The 18637-nt window shown below is 32.6% G+C and carries 17 protein-coding genes; 9 read left to right on the top strand and 8 right to left on the bottom strand.

Annotated features, from left to right (window positions below; genetic code table 11):
* Nucleotides 1–26: 26 nt before the first annotated feature.
* The 3 genes from mcrA to mcrB are packed head-to-tail and all read right to left on the bottom strand — an operon-like array spanning nt 27 to nt 3826.
* On the bottom strand, nt 27–1685 hold the full coding sequence (gene mcrA / locus METVU_RS05855; RefSeq protein ID WP_015733272.1) for a coenzyme-B sulfoethylthiotransferase subunit alpha: 1659 nt from the start codon (nt 1683–1685) through the stop codon (nt 27–29).
* Nucleotides 1685–2485, bottom strand: coding sequence for a coenzyme-B sulfoethylthiotransferase subunit gamma (gene mcrG, locus METVU_RS05850; protein ID WP_015733271.1), 801 nt, complete (start codon nt 2483–2485; stop codon nt 1685–1687). The genes mcrA and mcrG overlap by 1 nt, the downstream gene beginning before the upstream one ends.
* A 12-nt stretch (nt 2486–2497) precedes the next feature.
* Nucleotides 2498–3826 (bottom strand): coenzyme-B sulfoethylthiotransferase subunit beta, encoded by a 1329-nt coding sequence (mcrB, locus tag METVU_RS05845; protein ID WP_015733270.1) that lies wholly within the window; start codon nt 3824–3826, stop codon nt 2498–2500.
* A gap of 621 nt (nt 3827–4447) precedes the next feature.
* Between mcrB and METVU_RS05840 the strand changes: the two genes are divergently transcribed.
* From METVU_RS05840 to cdhC, 8 genes are all read left to right on the top strand, one after another.
* On the top strand, nt 4448–4831 hold the full coding sequence (locus METVU_RS05840; RefSeq protein ID WP_015733269.1) for a CopG family ribbon-helix-helix protein: 384 nt from the start codon (nt 4448–4450) through the stop codon (nt 4829–4831).
* A 4-nt stretch (nt 4832–4835) separates the two neighbouring features.
* On the top strand, nt 4836–5966 hold the full coding sequence (locus METVU_RS05835) for an AAA family ATPase (protein ID WP_015733268.1): 1131 nt from the start codon (nt 4836–4838) through the stop codon (nt 5964–5966).
* The gene (locus METVU_RS05830) at nt 5956–6582 is read left to right on the top strand and encodes an armadillo/beta-catenin-like repeat-containing protein (protein ID WP_015733267.1); all 627 of its coding nucleotides are present in this window, start codon (nt 5956–5958) and stop codon (nt 6580–6582) included. The genes METVU_RS05835 and METVU_RS05830 overlap by 11 nt, the downstream gene beginning before the upstream one ends.
* An 8-nt stretch (nt 6583–6590) precedes the next feature.
* Nucleotides 6591–7742, top strand: coding sequence for a vWA domain-containing protein (locus tag METVU_RS05825; RefSeq protein ID WP_015733266.1), 1152 nt, complete (start codon nt 6591–6593; stop codon nt 7740–7742).
* A 260-nt stretch (nt 7743–8002) separates the two neighbouring features.
* Nucleotides 8003–10327: a CO dehydrogenase/acetyl-CoA synthase complex subunit alpha gene (gene cdhA, locus METVU_RS05820; protein ID WP_015733265.1), complete on the top strand. Its 2325-nt coding sequence runs from the start codon at nt 8003–8005 to the stop codon at nt 10325–10327.
* Between the two features lie 29 nt (nt 10328–10356).
* The gene (gene cdhB / locus METVU_RS05815; RefSeq protein WP_015733264.1) at nt 10357–10797 is read left to right on the top strand and encodes a CO dehydrogenase/acetyl-CoA synthase complex subunit epsilon; all 441 of its coding nucleotides are present in this window, start codon (nt 10357–10359) and stop codon (nt 10795–10797) included.
* A 3-nt stretch (nt 10798–10800) separates the two neighbouring features.
* Nucleotides 10801–11265: a 4Fe-4S dicluster domain-containing protein gene (locus tag METVU_RS05810; protein WP_015733263.1), complete on the top strand. Its 465-nt coding sequence runs from the start codon at nt 10801–10803 to the stop codon at nt 11263–11265.
* Nucleotides 11266–11329: 64 nt separating this feature from the next.
* Nucleotides 11330–12730, top strand: a complete 1401-nt coding sequence (gene cdhC, locus METVU_RS05805; RefSeq protein ID WP_015733262.1) for a CO dehydrogenase/CO-methylating acetyl-CoA synthase complex subunit beta — start codon at nt 11330–11332, stop codon at nt 12728–12730.
* 88 nt (nt 12731–12818) lie between these two features.
* On the opposite strand, the gene leuD is transcribed toward cdhC, so the two are convergent.
* Complete coding sequence (leuD, locus tag METVU_RS05800; protein ID WP_015733261.1) at nt 12819–13313, bottom strand: Isopropylmalate/citramalate isomerase small subunit; 495 nt, start codon at nt 13311–13313, stop codon at nt 12819–12821.
* Nucleotides 13314–13563: 250 nt separating this feature from the next.
* Here leuD and METVU_RS05795 point away from each other — a divergent pair, with 250 nt between their 5' ends.
* Nucleotides 13564–14178: a 16S rRNA (pseudouridine(914)-N(1))-methyltransferase Nep1 gene (locus METVU_RS05795; RefSeq protein ID WP_015733260.1), complete on the top strand. Its 615-nt coding sequence runs from the start codon at nt 13564–13566 to the stop codon at nt 14176–14178.
* A 42-nt stretch (nt 14179–14220) separates the two neighbouring features.
* On the opposite strand, the gene comE is transcribed toward METVU_RS05795, so the two are convergent.
* The 4 genes from comE to METVU_RS05775 form a co-directional block, all read right to left on the bottom strand.
* Entirely contained in the window at nt 14221–14790 is a 570-nt protein-coding gene (gene comE, locus METVU_RS05790; RefSeq protein ID WP_015733259.1) for a sulfopyruvate decarboxylase subunit beta, read from the bottom strand.
* A gap of 115 nt (nt 14791–14905) precedes the next feature.
* Nucleotides 14906–16258 carry a prephenate dehydrogenase gene (locus tag METVU_RS05785; protein ID WP_015733258.1) on the bottom strand — a complete coding sequence of 451 codons (1353 nt, stop codon included), beginning with the start codon at nt 16256–16258 and terminating at the stop codon, nt 14906–14908.
* Between the two features lie 179 nt (nt 16259–16437).
* Nucleotides 16438–17478 carry a DUF123 domain-containing protein gene (locus METVU_RS05780; RefSeq protein ID WP_015733257.1) on the bottom strand — a complete coding sequence of 347 codons (1041 nt, stop codon included), beginning with the start codon at nt 17476–17478 and terminating at the stop codon, nt 16438–16440.
* Between the two features lie 33 nt (nt 17479–17511).
* A complete protein-coding gene (locus METVU_RS05775) occupies nt 17512–18636 on the bottom strand; it encodes a TdeIII family type II restriction endonuclease (protein WP_015733256.1) in 1125 nt (374 codons plus the stop codon).
* Nucleotide 18637 lies beyond the last annotated feature (1 nt).

Below are 18637 nucleotides of genomic sequence, written 5' to 3'. Positions count from 1 at the left end.
TAGTTAAAAACTTAAAAATTTAAAATCTACGCAGCAGGAATAATTAAATCTCTTTCTCCAGCTGGTTCAAACTCTCTTAAAGCCCCTTTGGCTATACAGTTCCTTGGCCACTTAAAGTTAAATATTAAATTATTATCTGCAAAAGCCACCTTAATTATTGGATTCAAGCAGAAAGCATCTCCTCTCGCCGCATGGGGAGCTTGGGCAATTCCAGCATACTCTGGCTGATGTCCAACATTCATAGCGTAGTTTGGATAGTTAGGCCCCCTTGCCTCATGCAATAAACCCTCATCACTTCTTATTGATAACGAGTTAGCTGCTCCACACTGATCTTGCAAATCATAACCATAGAATCCTAATCTGCTGTGGTACTCTTTATGCATAATTTGACTTAAATACCACCCATTGATTCCAGCGTTTGAGTTTCCTGTTGCAAACGCCACTGAACAGCCCGCAGCTGCTGCTGTAACTCCTGCTCTTTGTGAGCCACCAAAGTGGTCCTCCAACAGGGCAGGGTATTCATCATACTGCTCCAATCCGTAGAGTGTTACCTCAGTTGCTATATCTTTAACAACATCCATATTTGCTTTAACCCCACACAATCCATACTTCTTCTCAACATAATCCATTCCATAATAGACAAAATCATCCAATATGTCATCTGTATATGTTGCTGACGCATACTGAGTGAATCCAACCCCTCCAGACATATAACTTCCTAACCAAACCTGATCATAGAATGTTGCAGCAGCACCAATAACCTCTAACGTTATCTGAGCAGGATCTTCCGAAACCCTCGAGGTCTGTATTATATCGGCAAATATTCCAAATGGCACTCCTCCTGGTTCATTTGGCCCTCTTGCTCTTCTTGCTGGCAATATCATACCCATTTGAATGACATCTGCGTGTTTTGCAGCGTATGAGAAGTCAGCAATTGCTGCCTCTCCAGCACACAACTTATAAGCAGTAATGAAACTCATTCCTATCTGCATAGCACTCCATCTTGAAACAGTTCCACCATCACAACATCTAACAACAAGTGTGGGAACTCTACTCACTTGATAGGTTCTATTTCCAATGTATTTCTTTAACATCTCTGCTTGCTCTTCTGGAAATTCTTTATTTATGTCAATTAAGAATCTCTTGTCAATTTCATCGGCTAATTCATCATTTCCTGTAAATATCTTTGCATAACAGTCCCACACTAAACCAGGGTGAACCTCAACCATGTGCTCCTGAACAACTGCTCCTCCTGGGAGAGCGTGGTTAATTGTTTCCATGTATTCGTTAATTGTCTCTGGAGTAACCTCTACTCCCAACCTCTTTTCAAGAACAGCGTGAGCTGTATCCATCCCAACAATAACTGTTCTCTTAATATCATCAACCAACTGCTGTATTGCTGCATTGTTGCAGAAGTGTAGATCATCTCCCTCAACAAAAGCATCAGTTCCTGATATTTTGTAGGTCATTAACTTTCTCTGTCCCAATGGAACCCCAATATCTGGGTTGTAGAATGGAATTCCCCCTCTCTTCTCAATTAACTTCTGAGCAAATTCAACAAACTCTCTTTTTCTTGCTGATTGCCTCCAACCTCCAAAGACATAGAACTTAGTGTATTTTTCTTTTGGATCTTCTTCGAATTTTTCTTTTAATGCTTTTAGGAAGAGTTTTTTTTCTTCATCCATTAATCTTCACCCAATCTCTTTTTAAGGTCTTTTTTAAACACTTCTAAACCAAATCCTCCCTTAGTTCTTACCTCATGGATGGTTTGAACAACTTCCAACGCTTCTTTATCTTCTCTCATTCCGATGTTATCCTTTCTGTAAATTGTTGTTATTTTTGCCAAATAATCATGAGGTAATGGTTCTCCGACATCTACTGGTTCATCCAAAGGTCTTCCAACTTGATCTTTAACATATAAAACGTGTCCTGTCTTTTCATCATAGATGTATCTCTGCAAACCATCAAACATTAAACCGTTTTCATCTAACCTTAATGAGTGTCCGTGGACAGTAGCTCCTCTAATTCCACAAGTTGCCGGGTCGAAAAAGGCAGTATCAATTAAAAAGTTTTTAGAGATTTTTTCTAAGTCGAGTTCTCTCATTTCAATAACTTGTCTTCCCGATAATGTTCCAGTATCAATCCCTCTAAATCTCCACATATATGTTCTTGCTCTATCATATGGCTGAGCTGGGGCATTATACATCGAATCAGCGAATTGGATGTATCTGACTCTAACTCCTTCCTTAGCTCCTTGAATTGGTTCAACAATATCTTTAATAATATCCTCTTCAAAATCCATCTCTTCCAGCGGAGGATGAACTGTCTTATAACTCTCTCCAGGGTTTCTATGCCCCAATATTTTAACTATCTCATCGTCAGGAATATCTCTCAGCTTTTTTAACTCAACTTCTGGATTCATATGTTTTCTTCTATTCTCAGCAATTAATGTATTTCCTGGATAAAATTGTGGGTTATATGGCATTTAACCACCCTACTAATAGTTGATTTTTTTAACTCCTTCAGATACGTGTTTTAATGGCTCTCTAAGGTGATCGATGGCACTATAAACTGCTCCAACTAATGCTGATGTTCTTTCAACTGAAAACATTTGGGTTCCTGCATCTAAACACATAGCAGCAGCTGCACAGGGTATGGCAAATCCTTTTGAATGTCGTGTAACAACGTGATTTCCATGGAATGTTCCAGGCCCTCCTCCTCCATAGATTGAGTGGGAGAAAAATGAAAAACCGACGGCTGTTCCCTCTGCTCTACCAAAATCAACGCTTGGTAAACCAGTTTCATATTCTAAGATATCGTTATAATATAGAACTGTTGATGCAACACCTTGGGCTGCTCTTGCTGCTCCTACGTTAACGATAACTGCTGCGACTAAACCAGCAGCTGCATAAGCATTCCATAAAGCCCAATCAACGGGCTCATATATGGTAAATCCAGAAGGCAACGTTTTTACTGGTTTTATTACTCCATCTTCTAATGCTCTCTCAACTGTTGAAGCAACAACAGTTCCAACAGTTCCGTTTTTACCATTCTCTTTTACAAGTTCGAATGTTAGATTGTTGGCGTTTAGTCCTTGGTATGCTAAGCCCAATAGATGTAATCTTTCAAAAGCGCCTAACGCATCTCCTGTTTCAAACATTGCTGTTTGTTCTAATATTGATGCTAACGCAACTGCATTTAGTGTTTTTTTCCTCGTAACTGCTACAATATGGTTTGCCATAATATTTCTCAGTCCATAACCAAGACCTTCCAATAATACCGGAGGTCCAAGTAGGGTGGCAATATTTGCCCCGTGAAAATCAACTGTTTGGGGATACCTCCCCATAACTGCGGTTTTTACAGCTGGGGCATCAAACATGTCAATATTGAAAGTATCTACAATTGCTTGAATTGTAGCTCCTCCTCCAATTAGCGCTGAAACGGTGTAATCGGCAGAAACCCTCAATCTCTTTGAAGGCAGTTGTAGGAGTATTTGCTTTCCTCCGTTGATCAATTTAACAACAGTATCATCTTCATCCTCTATTTGAACGATTTTTTTGATTTTTTCAGCAATAAATTCTGCGTTATCTACGATTGGTAAGTCCAACTCTCTTCCCGGGCAAAAGCATGCCTTTCCTCCAATGGCTCCTGTTCTTAGCGCATTTTCTATTCCTGACAAATTTATGGCAACGCTTCTCTTAATATCGTTAACTATCCTCTCAATCGTTGGGTTTTTTAGGGGGCTTATTGCCTCTAATGGAACGTTTTCCTCTAACACTTTCCCTCTTTCATCATATAGATCTATTTTATCTTCATAATGTAGCATTACCAACACCAACTTTTTTATGAATAAAATACTACAACTACAACAAATAATAGTAATTAGTATATAAAATTTTCTATTTTGTCTTAATTAATATTAAAAATATTAAAATAATAATATCAAGTTTAAAATAAATATAAAAATTCAGAAAAAATATTGATAATTGAAAAAAAACAAACTAAAAATAACCTTGTATGAAATAATCCTCGCAGAGGTGAGTGTTATTTTGTTTATTTTTAATATATTTCTTACATTCAGTTTCTATGTGGGAGGATTCCTATGGCATAACTAATCTAATAAAATTCATCATATATAATACTTTTTATTTGATTTTTATTATGAAAATTAATCATAAGATATGAGTAGTTGAATAATTAAATATGTACAATTATGTGGGATAAGTTGTAATTTTCATTTATAAATTTTATGCCCATGTATTGATACTATTAATTGCCATATTAATTATTATCAATTGTTTAATATATCTATTTTGCACATTTATTTTCTATTTTAAAATGTATAAATATAAAAATATAATGAATCGATCTTTATCGTTATTAAAGATAATGTTTTTATAAAACATCTCATAATACTATTTTTGAAATAAATATTACGAGTGAGAATATGGAGCGTATTTCTTTAACTATTGAAAAAAATCTCTTAAAAGAAGTTGATGAAATAGTAGATCTTGAGAAAATATCAAGATCTGAGCTTATTAGAAGAGCGTTAGAGTATTATATAAAAAAATACGATTGGCTTAGCAGGATTGAGTCCAAAATGGGAGAAATAACAATAATTTGCAATCCAAAATCAGTTAAAAATATAGTTCAATTAGAAAGCGAATATAAACATATAATTATCGTCTCCCTTGAAATTCCTTTTGAAGGAAAAATAATCAAAAAGATTGCAATTAAAGGACAGAGAGACAAAATAATCGAATTTACAAATAAATTAAAAGGCCTTAGTAATGTAGAATTTGCTCAGTTATTAACAATAAGTGTAAAGTGAAACTATGAAAAAGATTGAAAAAATTAGATGGGAGTTGAATTCTTATTTTTTGGAGAGGAGGGAGGAGGTTGATGTTGCTTTGACTTCGATTTTGGCTAATGAGCATGTTGTGTTTTTGGGAAATCCGGGGGTTGCTAAATCTCAGTTGATTAGGGCGGTTGCTTCTCATGTTAATGCTGATTATTTTGAGAAGCTTATAACAAGATTTACTACAGAGGATGAGTTGTTTGGGCCTTTAAGCATTAAGGAGTTGAAGGATAATGATAGGTTTGTTAGAAAAACCTCTGGATATTTGCCAACTGCTGAGATTGCCTTTTTGGATGAGGTTTTTAAGGCAAACAGTTCAATATTAAATGCTTTATTATCAATAATTAACGAGCGACTTTATCACAATGGAGACAGGATTGAAAAAGTTCCATTAATAAGCTTATTTGGAGCATCAAACGAACTCCCAGAAGAAAACGAATTACTCGCCTTCTACGACAGATTCCTATTCAGAAAAACAATAAAAGGAATAAAAAACTACGAAAATTTAAAAAAACTTGTTAAACTGGACGAAAACTACAAACCTAAAACAAAAATTTCAGTAAAAGATGTTCTAAAAATGCAAGAAAAAGCTAAAAAAGTTGAGATAGATGGAATAATCGATTATCTAATTGATATAAAGAAGAAACTATCACAAAATCACATTTACATTTCAGATCGAAGATTTAAAAAGTCAGTTAAAGCAGTTAAATGCTTTGCCTACCTAAATGGTAAAAAAGAGGCAGAAGTTGAGGACTTAGATATTTTAAGACATGTATATTGGGAGGATATTGAAGATATATTGATCGTTTCAAAAGTTGTATTTGATATAACCAATAAATATGCAGATCAGGTATTAGAAAAGGCAGAAATAATAAAAAATTTAAAAAATGAGCTTAAATACATTGATATAAATAAAATTGGAGAATGTAAAAAGGATTATAACAAATTAATTGAAATTTTGTGTAAGATGGCACGTATAAGATTAGAATTAAAAAAGATAAAAAATGAGGCAAAATTAAAGAAAAGGAAAACTGACTTTATAGATGAGATCATAAAAGAAACAGACGAGTTTAATAATTATATTGAAGGGATCTTAAATGAAATGTAATTATAAAAAGAAACTGAGGTTGAATTATGGAGAAGAGGAAAAATTAAAAGTATTGATGGAGATATACAAAATGAATGCTGATGAAATCGTAAATCTAAATATTATTGATGATATTTTTGAGTTATTGACATCAACAAAAGAGAGAGGATTTGAAGATATAATATCTCCACATTATATGTTTGATTCAAAAAATAGAGATATTATTATACTTTGTATAAAAATTATTGAGAAAGTTGGTGTTAAATATCCTGATTTAGTGTTTACATATATTCCTTACTTAATAAAACTTTTAGATAGCGAGTTTGAAGAAATAAAATTTACAAGTGCAGAAGCATTGGCAAATATTCCATCAAAATTGACAATATATGCTTATCCAAAGATTATAAAAAAACTAAATAATGAAATCTATGCTAAAACTCTTGTAAAAATCATAAAAAAGTCAGAAAACAAAGAAGCAATTTTATTGAAGTTATTTGAAAATTTTAATGAAAATGCCTTGTATGTTATAAGAGAGTTATCTGAATACAACAGAATGTTAATATATGAGTTTATTCCACTTATATTAAAAAGATATGGAGTAAAAGAGGCAAAAAACATTTTAAATCTCGTAAAATAGTGGTAGAAATGATAATAAAGTATGATAAATACGATAAGATGGTATGGGAGCGTTGTAAGGATAAAATAACTTTTCATATAAGTGAAAAAGATACCGAGATAATATTCTATCTATTTTTTAAATATGAGGTTGAATTATTGGATGATTCTGAAATAATCAGAAAAATAATTAATGATAGGAAATTTAAACATATTAAAACGATCACGACCTTAGATGAGAATTATTCAATAATTGCCACTGAGTTTTTTTGTGAAAAATTTAAAGAATTAAAAGAGAAAAGTAGAGAGGAAGATTTAAGTGATATATTTGATGAATTAGAGAGTTATATGGAGAACATTTCATATTCTTTGGGTTGTTTTGGTTCAGGTTGTGGTTATAGATCCTACACCGATCCAACAAAAAAATTAGAACTTGCTGAAAAATTATTAAAAAATAAAAAATTAAAGGAATTCATAAAATTACTTGGCACATTTAGAAGGATCTCCTTAAAAAAGGCAAAAAGAAGGATAAAACATTTCTCAGGTGAGAAGTATTCAACAACATGCGGGAACAGTTTAACAAACTTACTATCCTGCGAATATAAAAATTTCACAGATGAAATGTTATTTGTTGATTTATTAAGGAGATATAATGAAAATAAATTATTAAATTACAAAATATTGGATAATATAAAAAATCATGGAGATTTTGTCATATGCTTAGATTTAAGTGGATCTATGAGGGGGAATAAAGAAATCTGGGCAAAGGCCGTTTCTTTATGTTTAATAGAGGCGTCATTAAAGAGAGGGAAGAGATGTGTTGTTATAATATTTGATGACGGTGTTAGGGAAACAAAGATATTTGAAAAAAACATACATTTTAAAGAGGTTTTGGACTTTGCATCAGTGTTTTACGGCGGAGGGACAAATTTTGAAAAACCATTGAGAGAGGCGTTAAAATTTAATGGAGATGTTGTTTTTATAACAGATGGAGAGTGTGAAATACCATTAGATATGTTAAATGAGATAAAAAAAGAAAAAGAAAAAAAAGAAATAAAGATATATTCCTTATGTATAAACACTAAGCCGACGATTACTTTAAAAAACATATCAGATGTTGTTTTAACCATTTATGAATTAAATTCAAAAGTGGCTGAGCAGATCTTTGATATGATCATTTGAAATCTATTATTGATTTAAGGTCATTAAAATATATGGACAGATTATATTTAATATAATAATCACATAATTTAAATATAGCGATTCGCATTTTTTAAAATTTACAATAAGATTATTACAAACTTGCGTAAATTTTTTTCATTGAAAACTCCTACTCCTTATTTTCATATTAAATTCGATTTTAATCATAACAAAGTTTATATATTAATGTTTTAAAAATTTAACCTAAAATTATAATGATTAATCATGACAATTAAGAAGTGATGATCATGGGAAACAGAACAGATTCAGACATAAAAAAGCTATTATTTCCACTAATAAAAATGAAAAACGCCAACATATCAATGACCATAAAAGTTGGAGAAGATGAAGACGAGGACTGGGAGCCGATGGGTCCCACTCCAATGCCGAAAATTCCGACACTAAGACATTGGGATTTTAAACTCTTAGAAAGATACCCTCCATTCTACATGCCGATCTGTGATATGTGCTGTCTCTGCACCTTTGGAAAATGTGATCTAAGTAAAGGAAAAAAGGGGGCTTGTGGTCTAAACATCAAAGCCCAACAGGCAAGAATTGTCTTAATTGCCTGCTGTATAGGGGCATCTTGCCACGCAGGACATAGTAGACACTTAGTTCATCACTTAATCGAGGTCTTAGGAAGGGATTATCCAATAAACTTAGGTAATGAGATAGAAGTTGAAGCACCAATAGCGAGAACAGTTACTGGAATAAGACCCAGAACTCTTGCAGATTTAGAGAGAATCTTAGATTATTGTGAAGAACAGATAACTCATCTGTTATCTGCTGCACACACAGGACAGGAAGGAAGCTATTTGGATTTTGAAAGTAAGGCATTACACGCAGGAATGATCGATGATTTAGCAAGAGAAGCAGGAGATATTGCTCAAATAGTCGCTTACAACATGCCAAAAGGAGATGAAGATGCCCCATTAATTGACTTAGGATTTGGTTGCATTGACAAAAGTAAGCCCGTTATTCTGTGTATAGGCCACAATGTAGTTCCTGGAAGCTATATATTAGAATACTTAGAAGAAAATGGCATAGAAGATGATGTTGAAATATGTGGAATATGTTGCACGGCAATAGATATAACGCGTGTTTCTGAAAAACCGAAAGTTGTTGGGCCATTATCAAGACAACTGATGTTTGTTAGGAGCGGAGTCGCAGATGTGGTTATTGTAGATGAGCAGTGTATAAGAACTGATATTTTAGAAGAGGTTTTAAAAACAGGAGCTGTCTTAATAGCAACAAACGAAAAAATGTGTCTCGGACTTGAAGATGTTTCCCACATGAGCGAAGATGAAATTATTGGCTATTTATTGAGAAAAAGAGCTTGCCTAATTTTAGATGAAGAAAAGGTTGGAAAAGTTGCAGTTGAAATTGCAAAGATAATTGCAAAAGAACGAAAAGATAGAAAAACACTTCCAGATCTAAGTGAAATTGTAGAGTTAGCAAAACAGTGTTCCGAATGCGGATGGTGTAATAGAAACTGTCCAAATACCTTTAAAGTTAAAGAAGCAATGATCTTGGCTAAAAAAGGAAACTTTGATGGATTTATAGATCTTTATAGAAGATGTTATGGTTGTGGACGATGTGAAGAGATCTGCCAAAGAAACCTTCCGATAGTTAGCATGACCACAAAAGTTGGGGAGGCATACTACAAAGATTTAAAATTTAAGATGAGGGCAGGTAGAGGACCAATAAAAGACGTTGAAATTAGAAGCGTTGGGGCTCCAATCGTTTTCGGAGATATTCCGGGAGTTGTTGCTTTGGTTGGGTGTTCAAACCATCCAAACGGAGAAGAAGAAGTCGCAATGATTGCAAAAGAGTTTTTAGAGAGAAAATACATTGTTGTAGCAACCGGCTGTGCAGCAATGGCAATAGGGATGTGGAAAGATAAAGACGGAAAAACGCTGTATGAAAAATATCCAGGAGAGTTTAAAGCAGGAGGACTTGTAAATTGTGGTTCCTGTCTCTCAAACTGCCATATCACAGGGGCTGCAATAAAAATTGCCAACATCTTTGCAAAAGTTCCACTGAGAGGCAACTATGCAGAAGTCGCCGACTACATATTAAACAAAGTTGGAGCTGTGGGAGTTGCCTGGGGTGCGATGAGTCAAAAGGCAGCTGCTATTGCAACAGGAGTTAACAGATGGGGAATTCCGGTAATTTTAGGACCTCACGGTGCAAAGTATAGACGATTGTATATAGGCAATGGAGAAAAGTTTACAGTTAAAGATAAGAGAACCGAAAGCTTGATGGAAATAGAGCCAGTTCCAGAACATCTAATAATCACTGCCGAAAATATGAAGGAATGTATTTGTATGATTCCAAAACTGTGTATGAGGCCAAATGATACTCCAAAAGGAAGAGCAAACAAGATCTATCACTATGTAGATGTATATGAAAAATACTTTGGAAGAATGCCTCCTGACTTAGAAAAATTTGTCAGAACTGAAAAAGACATTCCATTCATGATAAAAGACAAAGTAATGTCCTATTTAGAAGAAAAGGGTTGGAAACCATTTGATAAATACCCTCAAGATCCAACTGTGCTCTATTAACAACACTTTTTTAAATTAAAGGTGGTATTATGGACGAAAGATTCACTGCTTATATTCCAACCGCAGGGAGTAATATTGCTCATGCAGAGATAACCTCCCCCTCCCTTGTTAAAATGATGGTAAAAAGAGCAAAAAATCCAATACTGATAATAGGAGAAAACTTGGAAGAAGACGAAAAAGAGGCAATAATAAAATTTGGGGAAAAATTCAATATTAAAATGATAAAAACACCAGAAGATGTTAATTTAGTTGTGTTAACAAAATTATTACAAAGAAATGAACATGATCTTGCCCTATTTACTGGAATAACCTACTACTATTTAGCACAAACAATAACTCACTTAAAACAGTTTTCAAATGTAATAACAATCTCTATTGATAAATATTATCAACCAAACGCACTTTATTCATTTCCAAATCTAAGCAAGGATGAGTATATGGATTACTTAAATAAGATGTTAGAGGGATAACCAATGAATCCAAAAATAGTGGTTTTAAATCCAGAAAAGTGTAGTAAATGCTACGATTGTATAAACATCTGCAAAAAGATTCATGGAGAAAGTAGAATTAGAAAAGTAGATGGCATTCCGATATTTTGTATGCAATGCGAAAACGCCCCATGTAAAGAAATCTGCCCCGTAGATGCAATTTATCTAAAAGATGGGATTCCAATAGTAAGTAAAGAAAAATGTATTGCCTGTGGAATGTGTGCTTTGGCATGTCCAATTGGTGCAATCTTTATAAAAAATAAAACAGCCCACAAATGCACTCTTTGTTTAGACGCTGATAGAATAACACCTGCATGTATTGAGGTCTGCAAAGATAGGGCATTATTGCTCGTATCAGAAGAAACCCTCGATATGATGAAAGAAGAAAAACGAAAGAAAATTTTAAAAATATTGAGAGAAGAAGCAAAAGAAACACCAATAATAAAGTAAAAATGGGAATTATAATAAAAAAAGATTCATAAAAACGAAAATAAAAATAAGAAGGTGAAATAAAATGTTTGAAGAGATTCCTGTTTCTGTTGGGCCGATGAATGAGGGTGAGAGGATTAGGGGGCCTGATATGTATGTTGAGTTAGCGGGTCCGAAGAGTTATGGGTTTGAGTTGGTTAGGGTTGTTGATAATGCTGATGATGAGGTTAAGATTATTGGGAAGGATATTGATGAGATGGAGGAGGGTAGTAGAAATCCGTTTGCAGTTATTGTGAGAGTTAGTGGAGAGAACTTGGAAGAGGACTTAGAGGGTGTTTTAGAAAGGAGAGTTCATGAATTCTTCAACTACATCGAAGGAGTAATGCACCTAAACCAAAGAGACCAGGTCTGGATCAGAATAAGCAAAGACGCATACCAAAAAGGACTACGACTAAAACACATAGGAGAAGTAATAAAACAACTATTCAAAGCAGAGTTTCCATTTATAGAGAAGTGTGATATTTTATTGATAACAGATCCAGATAAAGTTAAAGAAGAACTGGAAAAAGCGAGAGAAATATATAATAAAAGAGACGAAAGGACGAAATCTTTACATGAAGAGGATGTTGATGTTTTCTATGGATGTATCATGTGTCAGAGTTTCGCTCCAACCCACGTATGCGTTATAACCCCAGATAGGCCCGCTTTATGTGGTGGGATTAACTATTTAGATGCGAGGGCTGCTGCTAAAATAGATCCTAATGGGCCAATATTTGAGATTAAGAAGGGAGAGTGTTTGGATGAAAAATTGGGGGTATATAGTGGAGTTAATGAGGTTGTTAGAGAAAAATCACAGGGAAGTGTTGAAGAAGTAACACTTCACAGTGCATTGGAAAAGCCATGCACGTCTTGTGGTTGTTTCGAGGCAATTGTCTTTTACATTCCAGAAGTTGATGGATTTGGAATAGCACACAGGGGTTTTAAAGGAGAAACACCAATGGGAATTCCATTTTCTACATTGGCAGGGCAGTGTAGTGGTGGTAAGCAGGTTCCTGGGTTTGTTGGTATTTCTATTTCTTATATGAAGTCGCCTAAGTTTTTGCAGGGTGATGGTGGTTGGGAGAGGATTGTTTGGTTGCCAAAGGAGTTGAAGGAGAGGGTTAAGGATGCGATTCCTGAGGGGTTGTTTGATAAGATTGCAACTGAGGAGGAGGTTAAAACCACCGATGAATTAATAAAATTCCTAAAAGAAAAAGGACATCCTTGTGCTGAAAGAATAGGTGCTGAAACTGAGGAGGTTGTTGAAGAGATAGAGGAGGAAGTTGAGGAAGAAAAAGAGGATGTTGGAGATATTGCAGTTCCAACTATGACTCTTCCGGGAACCTTTGCTGGTTTACCTCCAGGGATAAAAATAGTACTCTATAATGCAGTTATTAAGGCGGAGAAAATTGTAATAACGAAAGAAGAACCAAAAAAGAAAAAGTAAACAATGAGAAAAAATAAGATCAAATAAAATCAATAAAATAATCAAAATAATTTTTTAATTTTTTATAGGAGATTTTAATATATTAAATTTAACATTTTGCCATTTTCTTTTTGAGATAAGGCATTAATCCTCCTGCTTCTAATATTTCCATCATGAAACTTGGTAATTTTTGCCCTTTAAAAACCTCTCCTGTTGTTAGGTTTTTTATCTCTCCTGTTTCTAAGTTAACTTCTAATTCATCCCCTTCGTTAACTTTTTTAGTAATATCTTTACACTCTATTAATGGCAAACCGACATTTATAGAGTTTCTGTAAAAGATTCTTGCAAAACTCTCAGCGATTACACAACTGATTCCTGCTCCTTTTAAACCTAACGGAGCATGTTCTCTACTTGAACCACAACCGAAGTTTTTTCCTCCAACGATTATATCTCCTCTTTTAACTTTTTTTGGAAACTCGGGATCTGCTCCTGTCATAACAAACTGTGCCAGTTCTTCAGGTTTTGTGTAAACAAGGTATCTTGCGGGTAGTATGGCATCAGTATCTACGTTATCTCCAAATTTCCAGACCCTTCCTCTTATCATTTTTTCTTCCTCCGTCTACTTTTATTTTTAAGTTTGTTTTTCACTGTTTCTATTATATATATTTTATTTTATTATTTTATAACATTTATTGTATAGTATAATCAAATTTTTGGAATGCTTCTAATTTAGATTTTCATCTTTTTTCTATTTTTAAGCCCCACTAATTCACTAAATACTTATTGATAGTGTTAAGAATTTATTTTATCACTGGCTAAAAAAATAATTAAAAACATTAAAGAGGTGGTTTTGCATGTATAATATTGTATTGGCCAATTCAGCTCTTGAATTAATCCCTAATGAGATAAAAAATAAAATAAGGAGGGCTAAAATTTATAAGTATGATATTTTGGACTCTAATTATCACTACAAGGCAATGAAAAATTTAAAGGATAGAGAGATGAGGGGAAGGCCAGATATTGTCCATATTTCCCTCCTTAATATTTTAGATAGTCCAATAAATCATGAAAAAAAGCTAAATATCTATGTCCATACGTATGATGATAAGGTTTTAACGATAGATCCAAATACGCGATTGCCGAGGAATTATTTTAGATTTTTAGGGGTTATAGAGAAGGTTTTAAAAGGTGAAAGAAATCCGTTGATAAAAATGGAAGAAAAAACTTTGGAGGATCTGTTAAATGATATAAATGCTAAAAATATTGCTTTAATGTCTAAAACTGGGCAGTTAGTTAAACCTTCTCATTTAAAAAATTTTGATACGTTTCTTATTGGTGGTTTTCCATACGGAAGTTTGGTTGTTAATGAGGATAAGATAACTGGAGAGTTAAAAGATATATCTATATATGATAAAGGATTAATGGCTTGGACAGTTTGTGGAATTGTTTGTTATGCGTTGAGTTTTTAAGATCATTTTATCTGCTTTTTTATTTTCATCTTTTAATTATTTTTATTTTTTATTTTTTAAAGAAGTTTTAAATCTATATTTTAAAACTACTGGTGGAATTTCGATGTTAGGGCACTTTTCATTATATGGAATTGTTTTTGCAATAATTACCTTACATATATCTTCTTTTAACGCTTTTTTAAATTCTTTTTCAAAGTCGTCTAAACTTTCTACCGTTATTGAGTCCAATCCACAACCTTTCGCTATTTTTTCTAAGTTAGTATTTTTTTCTGTATGGGTTTTTTGATTTCCAGTTGATCCATAAGCGGAGTTATCGATTATAACCAAAATATAATTTTTTGGAGATGTGTTTCCTATTGTTGAGAGAGATCCAAGGTTCATTAAAACCGATCCATCCCCATCTATTACCACAACTTTATCCTCGCAGTTTAATGAAATGCCTAATCCAATAGACGAGGCCAATCCCATAGAACCCAACATATAAAAATTTCTATCCCTATCTTTTAAAAAATAAAGTTCCTTTGAAGGAAAACCAATATTGCTAACAATTATTTCATTATCTCCAACATTATCAACGATCTTTTTTATTATATCTATTCTTTTAGGAAGCATAATAGTTCCTCCTTAGGTTTTATACTAACTCTTTTGATGGTTATTTTATATAGTTATTTTTGATATTATTTCTATTTTTGTATGTTCTTTATTTTTGATTGTCCATATTTACATTTTAATTTTTTAATTTTTTTATTTTGCTGAATCTTTCTTTTCCACCAATATTTTTAATAATTCTTAAAAATTCTTCCTCTTTATCTTTTAATTCTTTTTTATTGTATCCATAGATTCTGAAAGTTATGCTCTTGTATCCCTTTTCTATATTTTTCCCTTCGTATATGTCCACAATATCAATATCAAATAGATCTTTTAACAATTTTAAGATTATATTTTCATCAACATCTCTTTTGAAGAGAATAGATATATCAATATGCTTTCTTTTAAGGTGTTTCCTTTTTAATTTTTCAAGTTCCTCACCTGAAAACACATCAACTCTGAGTATATTGAATTTTTGTTCATTTCCATTTTTTTCGAGGGTTAAATAATCATCATCTATGCTTTTTAATATCCCAAAGTGTATTTTGTTGGAGTTGATGTTTTTTACTGCTATCTCCTTTCCAATTAACTTATTTAGATTTTCGATTTCGGATGTTAATGCAAAGACCGCCTTATCGGAATAGTAAGCTCCTCTTTTTGCTTCGCTTCCGAAATGTTTCGAGGCCTCTTTCATAATCTTAACAAATGCCTCTCTATCTTTGTTTTTTACAATCTCACTGATTTTTTGGCACTGATCTATAAATGTTTCGTGTATCTCCGATATTTTTGGATTAAACATTTGAATATCTGCATAAAGATAGGGATTCTGGCCTATTATCCTTCCGATTATTGAGATCATCAACTCGTATATTGGAGAGGCAAATTTTCTCGACTCTTTTATATCTACATTTAATTCTTTTAACGTAGCGCCCAATGAAATAAAAGCATAATGTGTTAATCCTTGCACTATTCCCATAATTCTATCATGTTTATCTGGGGGAATGATTATTACTTTCGCTCCTTCTTCTTTTAAAAAATTATATACCTTTTTAAACCATTCGCTTTTTTTGTGTTCTTCACTTGGTGTTAGTATAACAACCTGCCTCAGTAGAGATGGTGTGGATGGGCCGAACATGGGATGAGTTGGGATCACTACGACTCCTTTCTTAGCATATTTTTCCATAGTTTTGGCGGGAATTTCTTTTATTGAAGTTATATCCATTAATAGAGATCCCTCCTTTACATGGGGGGCTACTTCTTTTATAACCCTCTCAGTTACGTTGATTGGCACTGCGATTATTACCACATCTCCTTCTTGTGCTGCTTTTATGTTGTTATTTGTGAATTTAACTCCAAGTTCTTTCTCTACATTTTTTCCTTTTTCTATATCCCTACCGCTAACTATTACGTCAAATCCCTTATTTTTTAAGTATCTTGCGAACCATTTTCCCAAACCATCCGTTCCTCCAATTATTGAGATTTTTGGCTTCATTATTTCAACCTCTCATTTAACTTTATTTAGCATTAATGTTTAAATTTGAGTTATTTAAAAGTTTTAAAATAGTTTAAATTTAGATGATTATCCTATTATTTGGATAATAAAATATGGCGGGGCTAAAATTAAAAATTAACGTATAAGATGAGAAATCCCTACACTTTTAAATCCATCATTTACAATTTTAAATAAAATAGATGGCTTTTACACTTACAATCAGAACATCCAAAGTTTTCAACATAATCAAGCTTTTTTGATAGTTCTTTTGCTACTTCACACTCTATTTTTTCTTTACTAATGAATATCTCCTCAATTCTTCCATATTTTAGTAGATAATCAATATGCCAATGCATTTTCTTGTCTTCTCTTAAATGCCTTTCTATTCTATTTTTTAGGTTAATTGAATTACCAAAGGCAGATCCAACATAAAAGTAATAACCTTTTTTAAAAAATTTCTCTGTTTTCCCAAATCTTATATTTTTACCTTCTTTTAATCTAATCTTTAAGATATATGTCCCTTTCTCATTAGGAATTTTGGTCTTAGAAACCTTTTCGAAATTAAATTTTTTTAGAGTTCTATTAAAATGCTTAATTTTTGCATAATATGGACATTTATCTCTTATTTCATAAAAACACTTTTCACATTTTGGTTTTGGAGAACAGATCTCCTTTCCAAAAACAACTAACAAGTTATTTATAACTTTCCAGTATTTTTTAGGTAGTTTTTTTCTCAATTCAAATTCTGTTTCTTCGGGAGTTTCCGTCTCAACGATCTCCCATCTATTGCATATTCTATGAACGTGAGTATCTACGCATATTCCATCTTTATCAAACGCCAAAGTCAGAACTAAATTTGCAGTTTTTCTCCCAACTCCAGGAAGTTTTAATAAATCCTCCAAAGAATTTGGAACCTTTCCACCATACTCCTCTTTTAAGATTTTTGCCATCTTTTTTAAATTTTTTGCCTTGTTTTTATAAAATCCTGCAGGATAAATTAAATTTGCCAATTTTTCCTCATCTATCTTGAGGAGATCATCCACGTTTTTAACTTCCTTGAATAGTTTTTTTGAAACCTCTTCAGTAATTTCATCCTTAGTCCTTGCACTTATTACCGTAGAAACAAGAACTTTAAACGGATCTCTCTCCTTAGCAATTTCCGTAACTACTGCATTTTTATTTATTTTTTCCATAAGAAGATCTATTAATTCGAGAGACATTTTGGATCAACCTTGAGAATTTTTTATTTTTATTTAAGGTTGTGTAGTATTTTTTATGTATTTTTTATATAGTTCCAATATTTTCATCCTCCTGTTCTCGTTATACTTGTTATTACTGCTAAACATAGAATTGTTGATCAATCTTTCAAAGATTCTTCTATCTTTTGAAGGTAATTTTAATAAACTCAGCTCTTTTACAGCTTTTGCACATTCGATTTCTGAATAAAGTTTCCATTCTTGAAGAATTTCGATATATTTTTTGAATTTTTGTTCATCAATGGCATCTTTGGTGTACAATCTATCTTGATTAATAAATGGGAATGTATTTATAAAATCAAACTTTTCTTTAAAATCAGGTTTTGCTATTGAATTAATAATATCCAATATTTTTTCCATCGTCTTTTTTTCTCCAGACAAAAAACTCCACAACTCTTCTGCAATTAAAACCTCTCTTTTATCAAAATACTTGGAAAATTCTATCAAACTATTCATAAATCTATCTTTATCATATCCACAGGGATTTTCTGGATTTTCAGTAGGATCATATGGAAAGCCAATAAAATAATAAACTTTTTTGTCTGGTTTTGTTTCCATCATATAAGCTTTTCCATAAAGAATTTTCTGTTTTTCTCCCCTCATTTCTCCGGCATTTGGTCTAACACTTTTTAACTCAATCATGACAACTTTATCCCTATCTTCAAAATAAACATCTGCTGTAAAGTTCAGTCCATTTACATATTCAGAATTTTTTAAAGTTGCTTCTCTTAACTCTTTATCTTCCTCTTCCACATTTGGTAATCTTTCTCCACTTTTTAAATCATTTATAATCTCAGATATTTTATCTCTAACACTTTTTTTAATTTTATAGTTTTTAAACGTCTTTTTTTCACCGTTAGATAAAATATGAGCAATATTTTCAAAGTAGCTCTGCCCCAACGTTGTGCTTAATCCATGAAACCACTGTGATAAAGTTAAAAACTTTAATGCTTCATTATCATCGTTTATCCCAATCTTCCCATAAAAAGCCCTTAAAAAAGCCATATGGAATGGCATATTTCTTATTTTTATATCTCCATCTGATATTGTATCAAATCTTGATTTTAATACCCTTATTGTCTCAATGCTAATTTTTTCTATGACATCTTTACTTAGTGGCATA

Origin of the sequence: Methanocaldococcus vulcanius M7, from assembly GCF_000024625.1 — an archaeon.
Classification (GTDB): domain Archaea; phylum AGJL01; class Methanococci; order Methanococcales; family Methanocaldococcaceae; genus Methanocaldococcus; species Methanocaldococcus vulcanius.
This window is presented reverse-complemented; position numbering and strand designations above follow the sequence as displayed.

Excerpts from the sequence above, each read along its gene's own strand:
- mcrA (WP_015733272.1), bottom strand. The coding sequence starts at position 1,685 with ATGGATGAAGAAAAAAAACTCTTCCTAAAAGCATTAAAAGAAAAATTC.
- mcrG (WP_015733271.1), bottom strand. The coding sequence starts at position 2,485 with ATGCCATATAACCCACAATTTTATCCAGGAAATACATTAATTGCTGAG.
- mcrB (WP_015733270.1), bottom strand. The coding sequence starts at position 3,826 with ATGCTACATTATGAAGATAAAATAGATCTATATGATGAAAGAGGGAAA.
- METVU_RS05840 (WP_015733269.1), top strand. The coding sequence starts at position 4,448 with ATGGAGCGTATTTCTTTAACTATTGAAAAAAATCTCTTAAAAGAAGTT.
- METVU_RS05835 (WP_015733268.1), top strand. The coding sequence starts at position 4,836 with ATGAAAAAGATTGAAAAAATTAGATGGGAGTTGAATTCTTATTTTTTG.
- METVU_RS05830 (WP_015733267.1), top strand. The coding sequence starts at position 5,956 with ATGAAATGTAATTATAAAAAGAAACTGAGGTTGAATTATGGAGAAGAG.
- METVU_RS05825 (WP_015733266.1), top strand. The coding sequence starts at position 6,591 with ATGATAATAAAGTATGATAAATACGATAAGATGGTATGGGAGCGTTGT.
- cdhA (WP_015733265.1), top strand. The coding sequence starts at position 8,003 with ATGATCATGGGAAACAGAACAGATTCAGACATAAAAAAGCTATTATTT.
- cdhB (WP_015733264.1), top strand. The coding sequence starts at position 10,357 with ATGGACGAAAGATTCACTGCTTATATTCCAACCGCAGGGAGTAATATT.
- METVU_RS05810 (WP_015733263.1), top strand. The coding sequence starts at position 10,801 with ATGAATCCAAAAATAGTGGTTTTAAATCCAGAAAAGTGTAGTAAATGC.
- cdhC (WP_015733262.1), top strand. The coding sequence starts at position 11,330 with ATGTTTGAAGAGATTCCTGTTTCTGTTGGGCCGATGAATGAGGGTGAG.
- leuD (WP_015733261.1), bottom strand. The coding sequence starts at position 13,313 with ATGATAAGAGGAAGGGTCTGGAAATTTGGAGATAACGTAGATACTGAT.
- METVU_RS05795 (WP_015733260.1), top strand. The coding sequence starts at position 13,564 with ATGTATAATATTGTATTGGCCAATTCAGCTCTTGAATTAATCCCTAAT.
- comE (WP_015733259.1), bottom strand. The coding sequence starts at position 14,790 with ATGCTTCCTAAAAGAATAGATATAATAAAAAAGATCGTTGATAATGTT.
- METVU_RS05785 (WP_015733258.1), bottom strand. The coding sequence starts at position 16,258 with ATGAAGCCAAAAATCTCAATAATTGGAGGAACGGATGGTTTGGGAAAA.
- METVU_RS05780 (WP_015733257.1), bottom strand. The coding sequence starts at position 17,478 with ATGTCTCTCGAATTAATAGATCTTCTTATGGAAAAAATAAATAAAAAT.
- METVU_RS05775 (WP_015733256.1), bottom strand. The coding sequence starts at position 18,636 with ATGCCACTAAGTAAAGATGTCATAGAAAAAATTAGCATTGAGACAATA.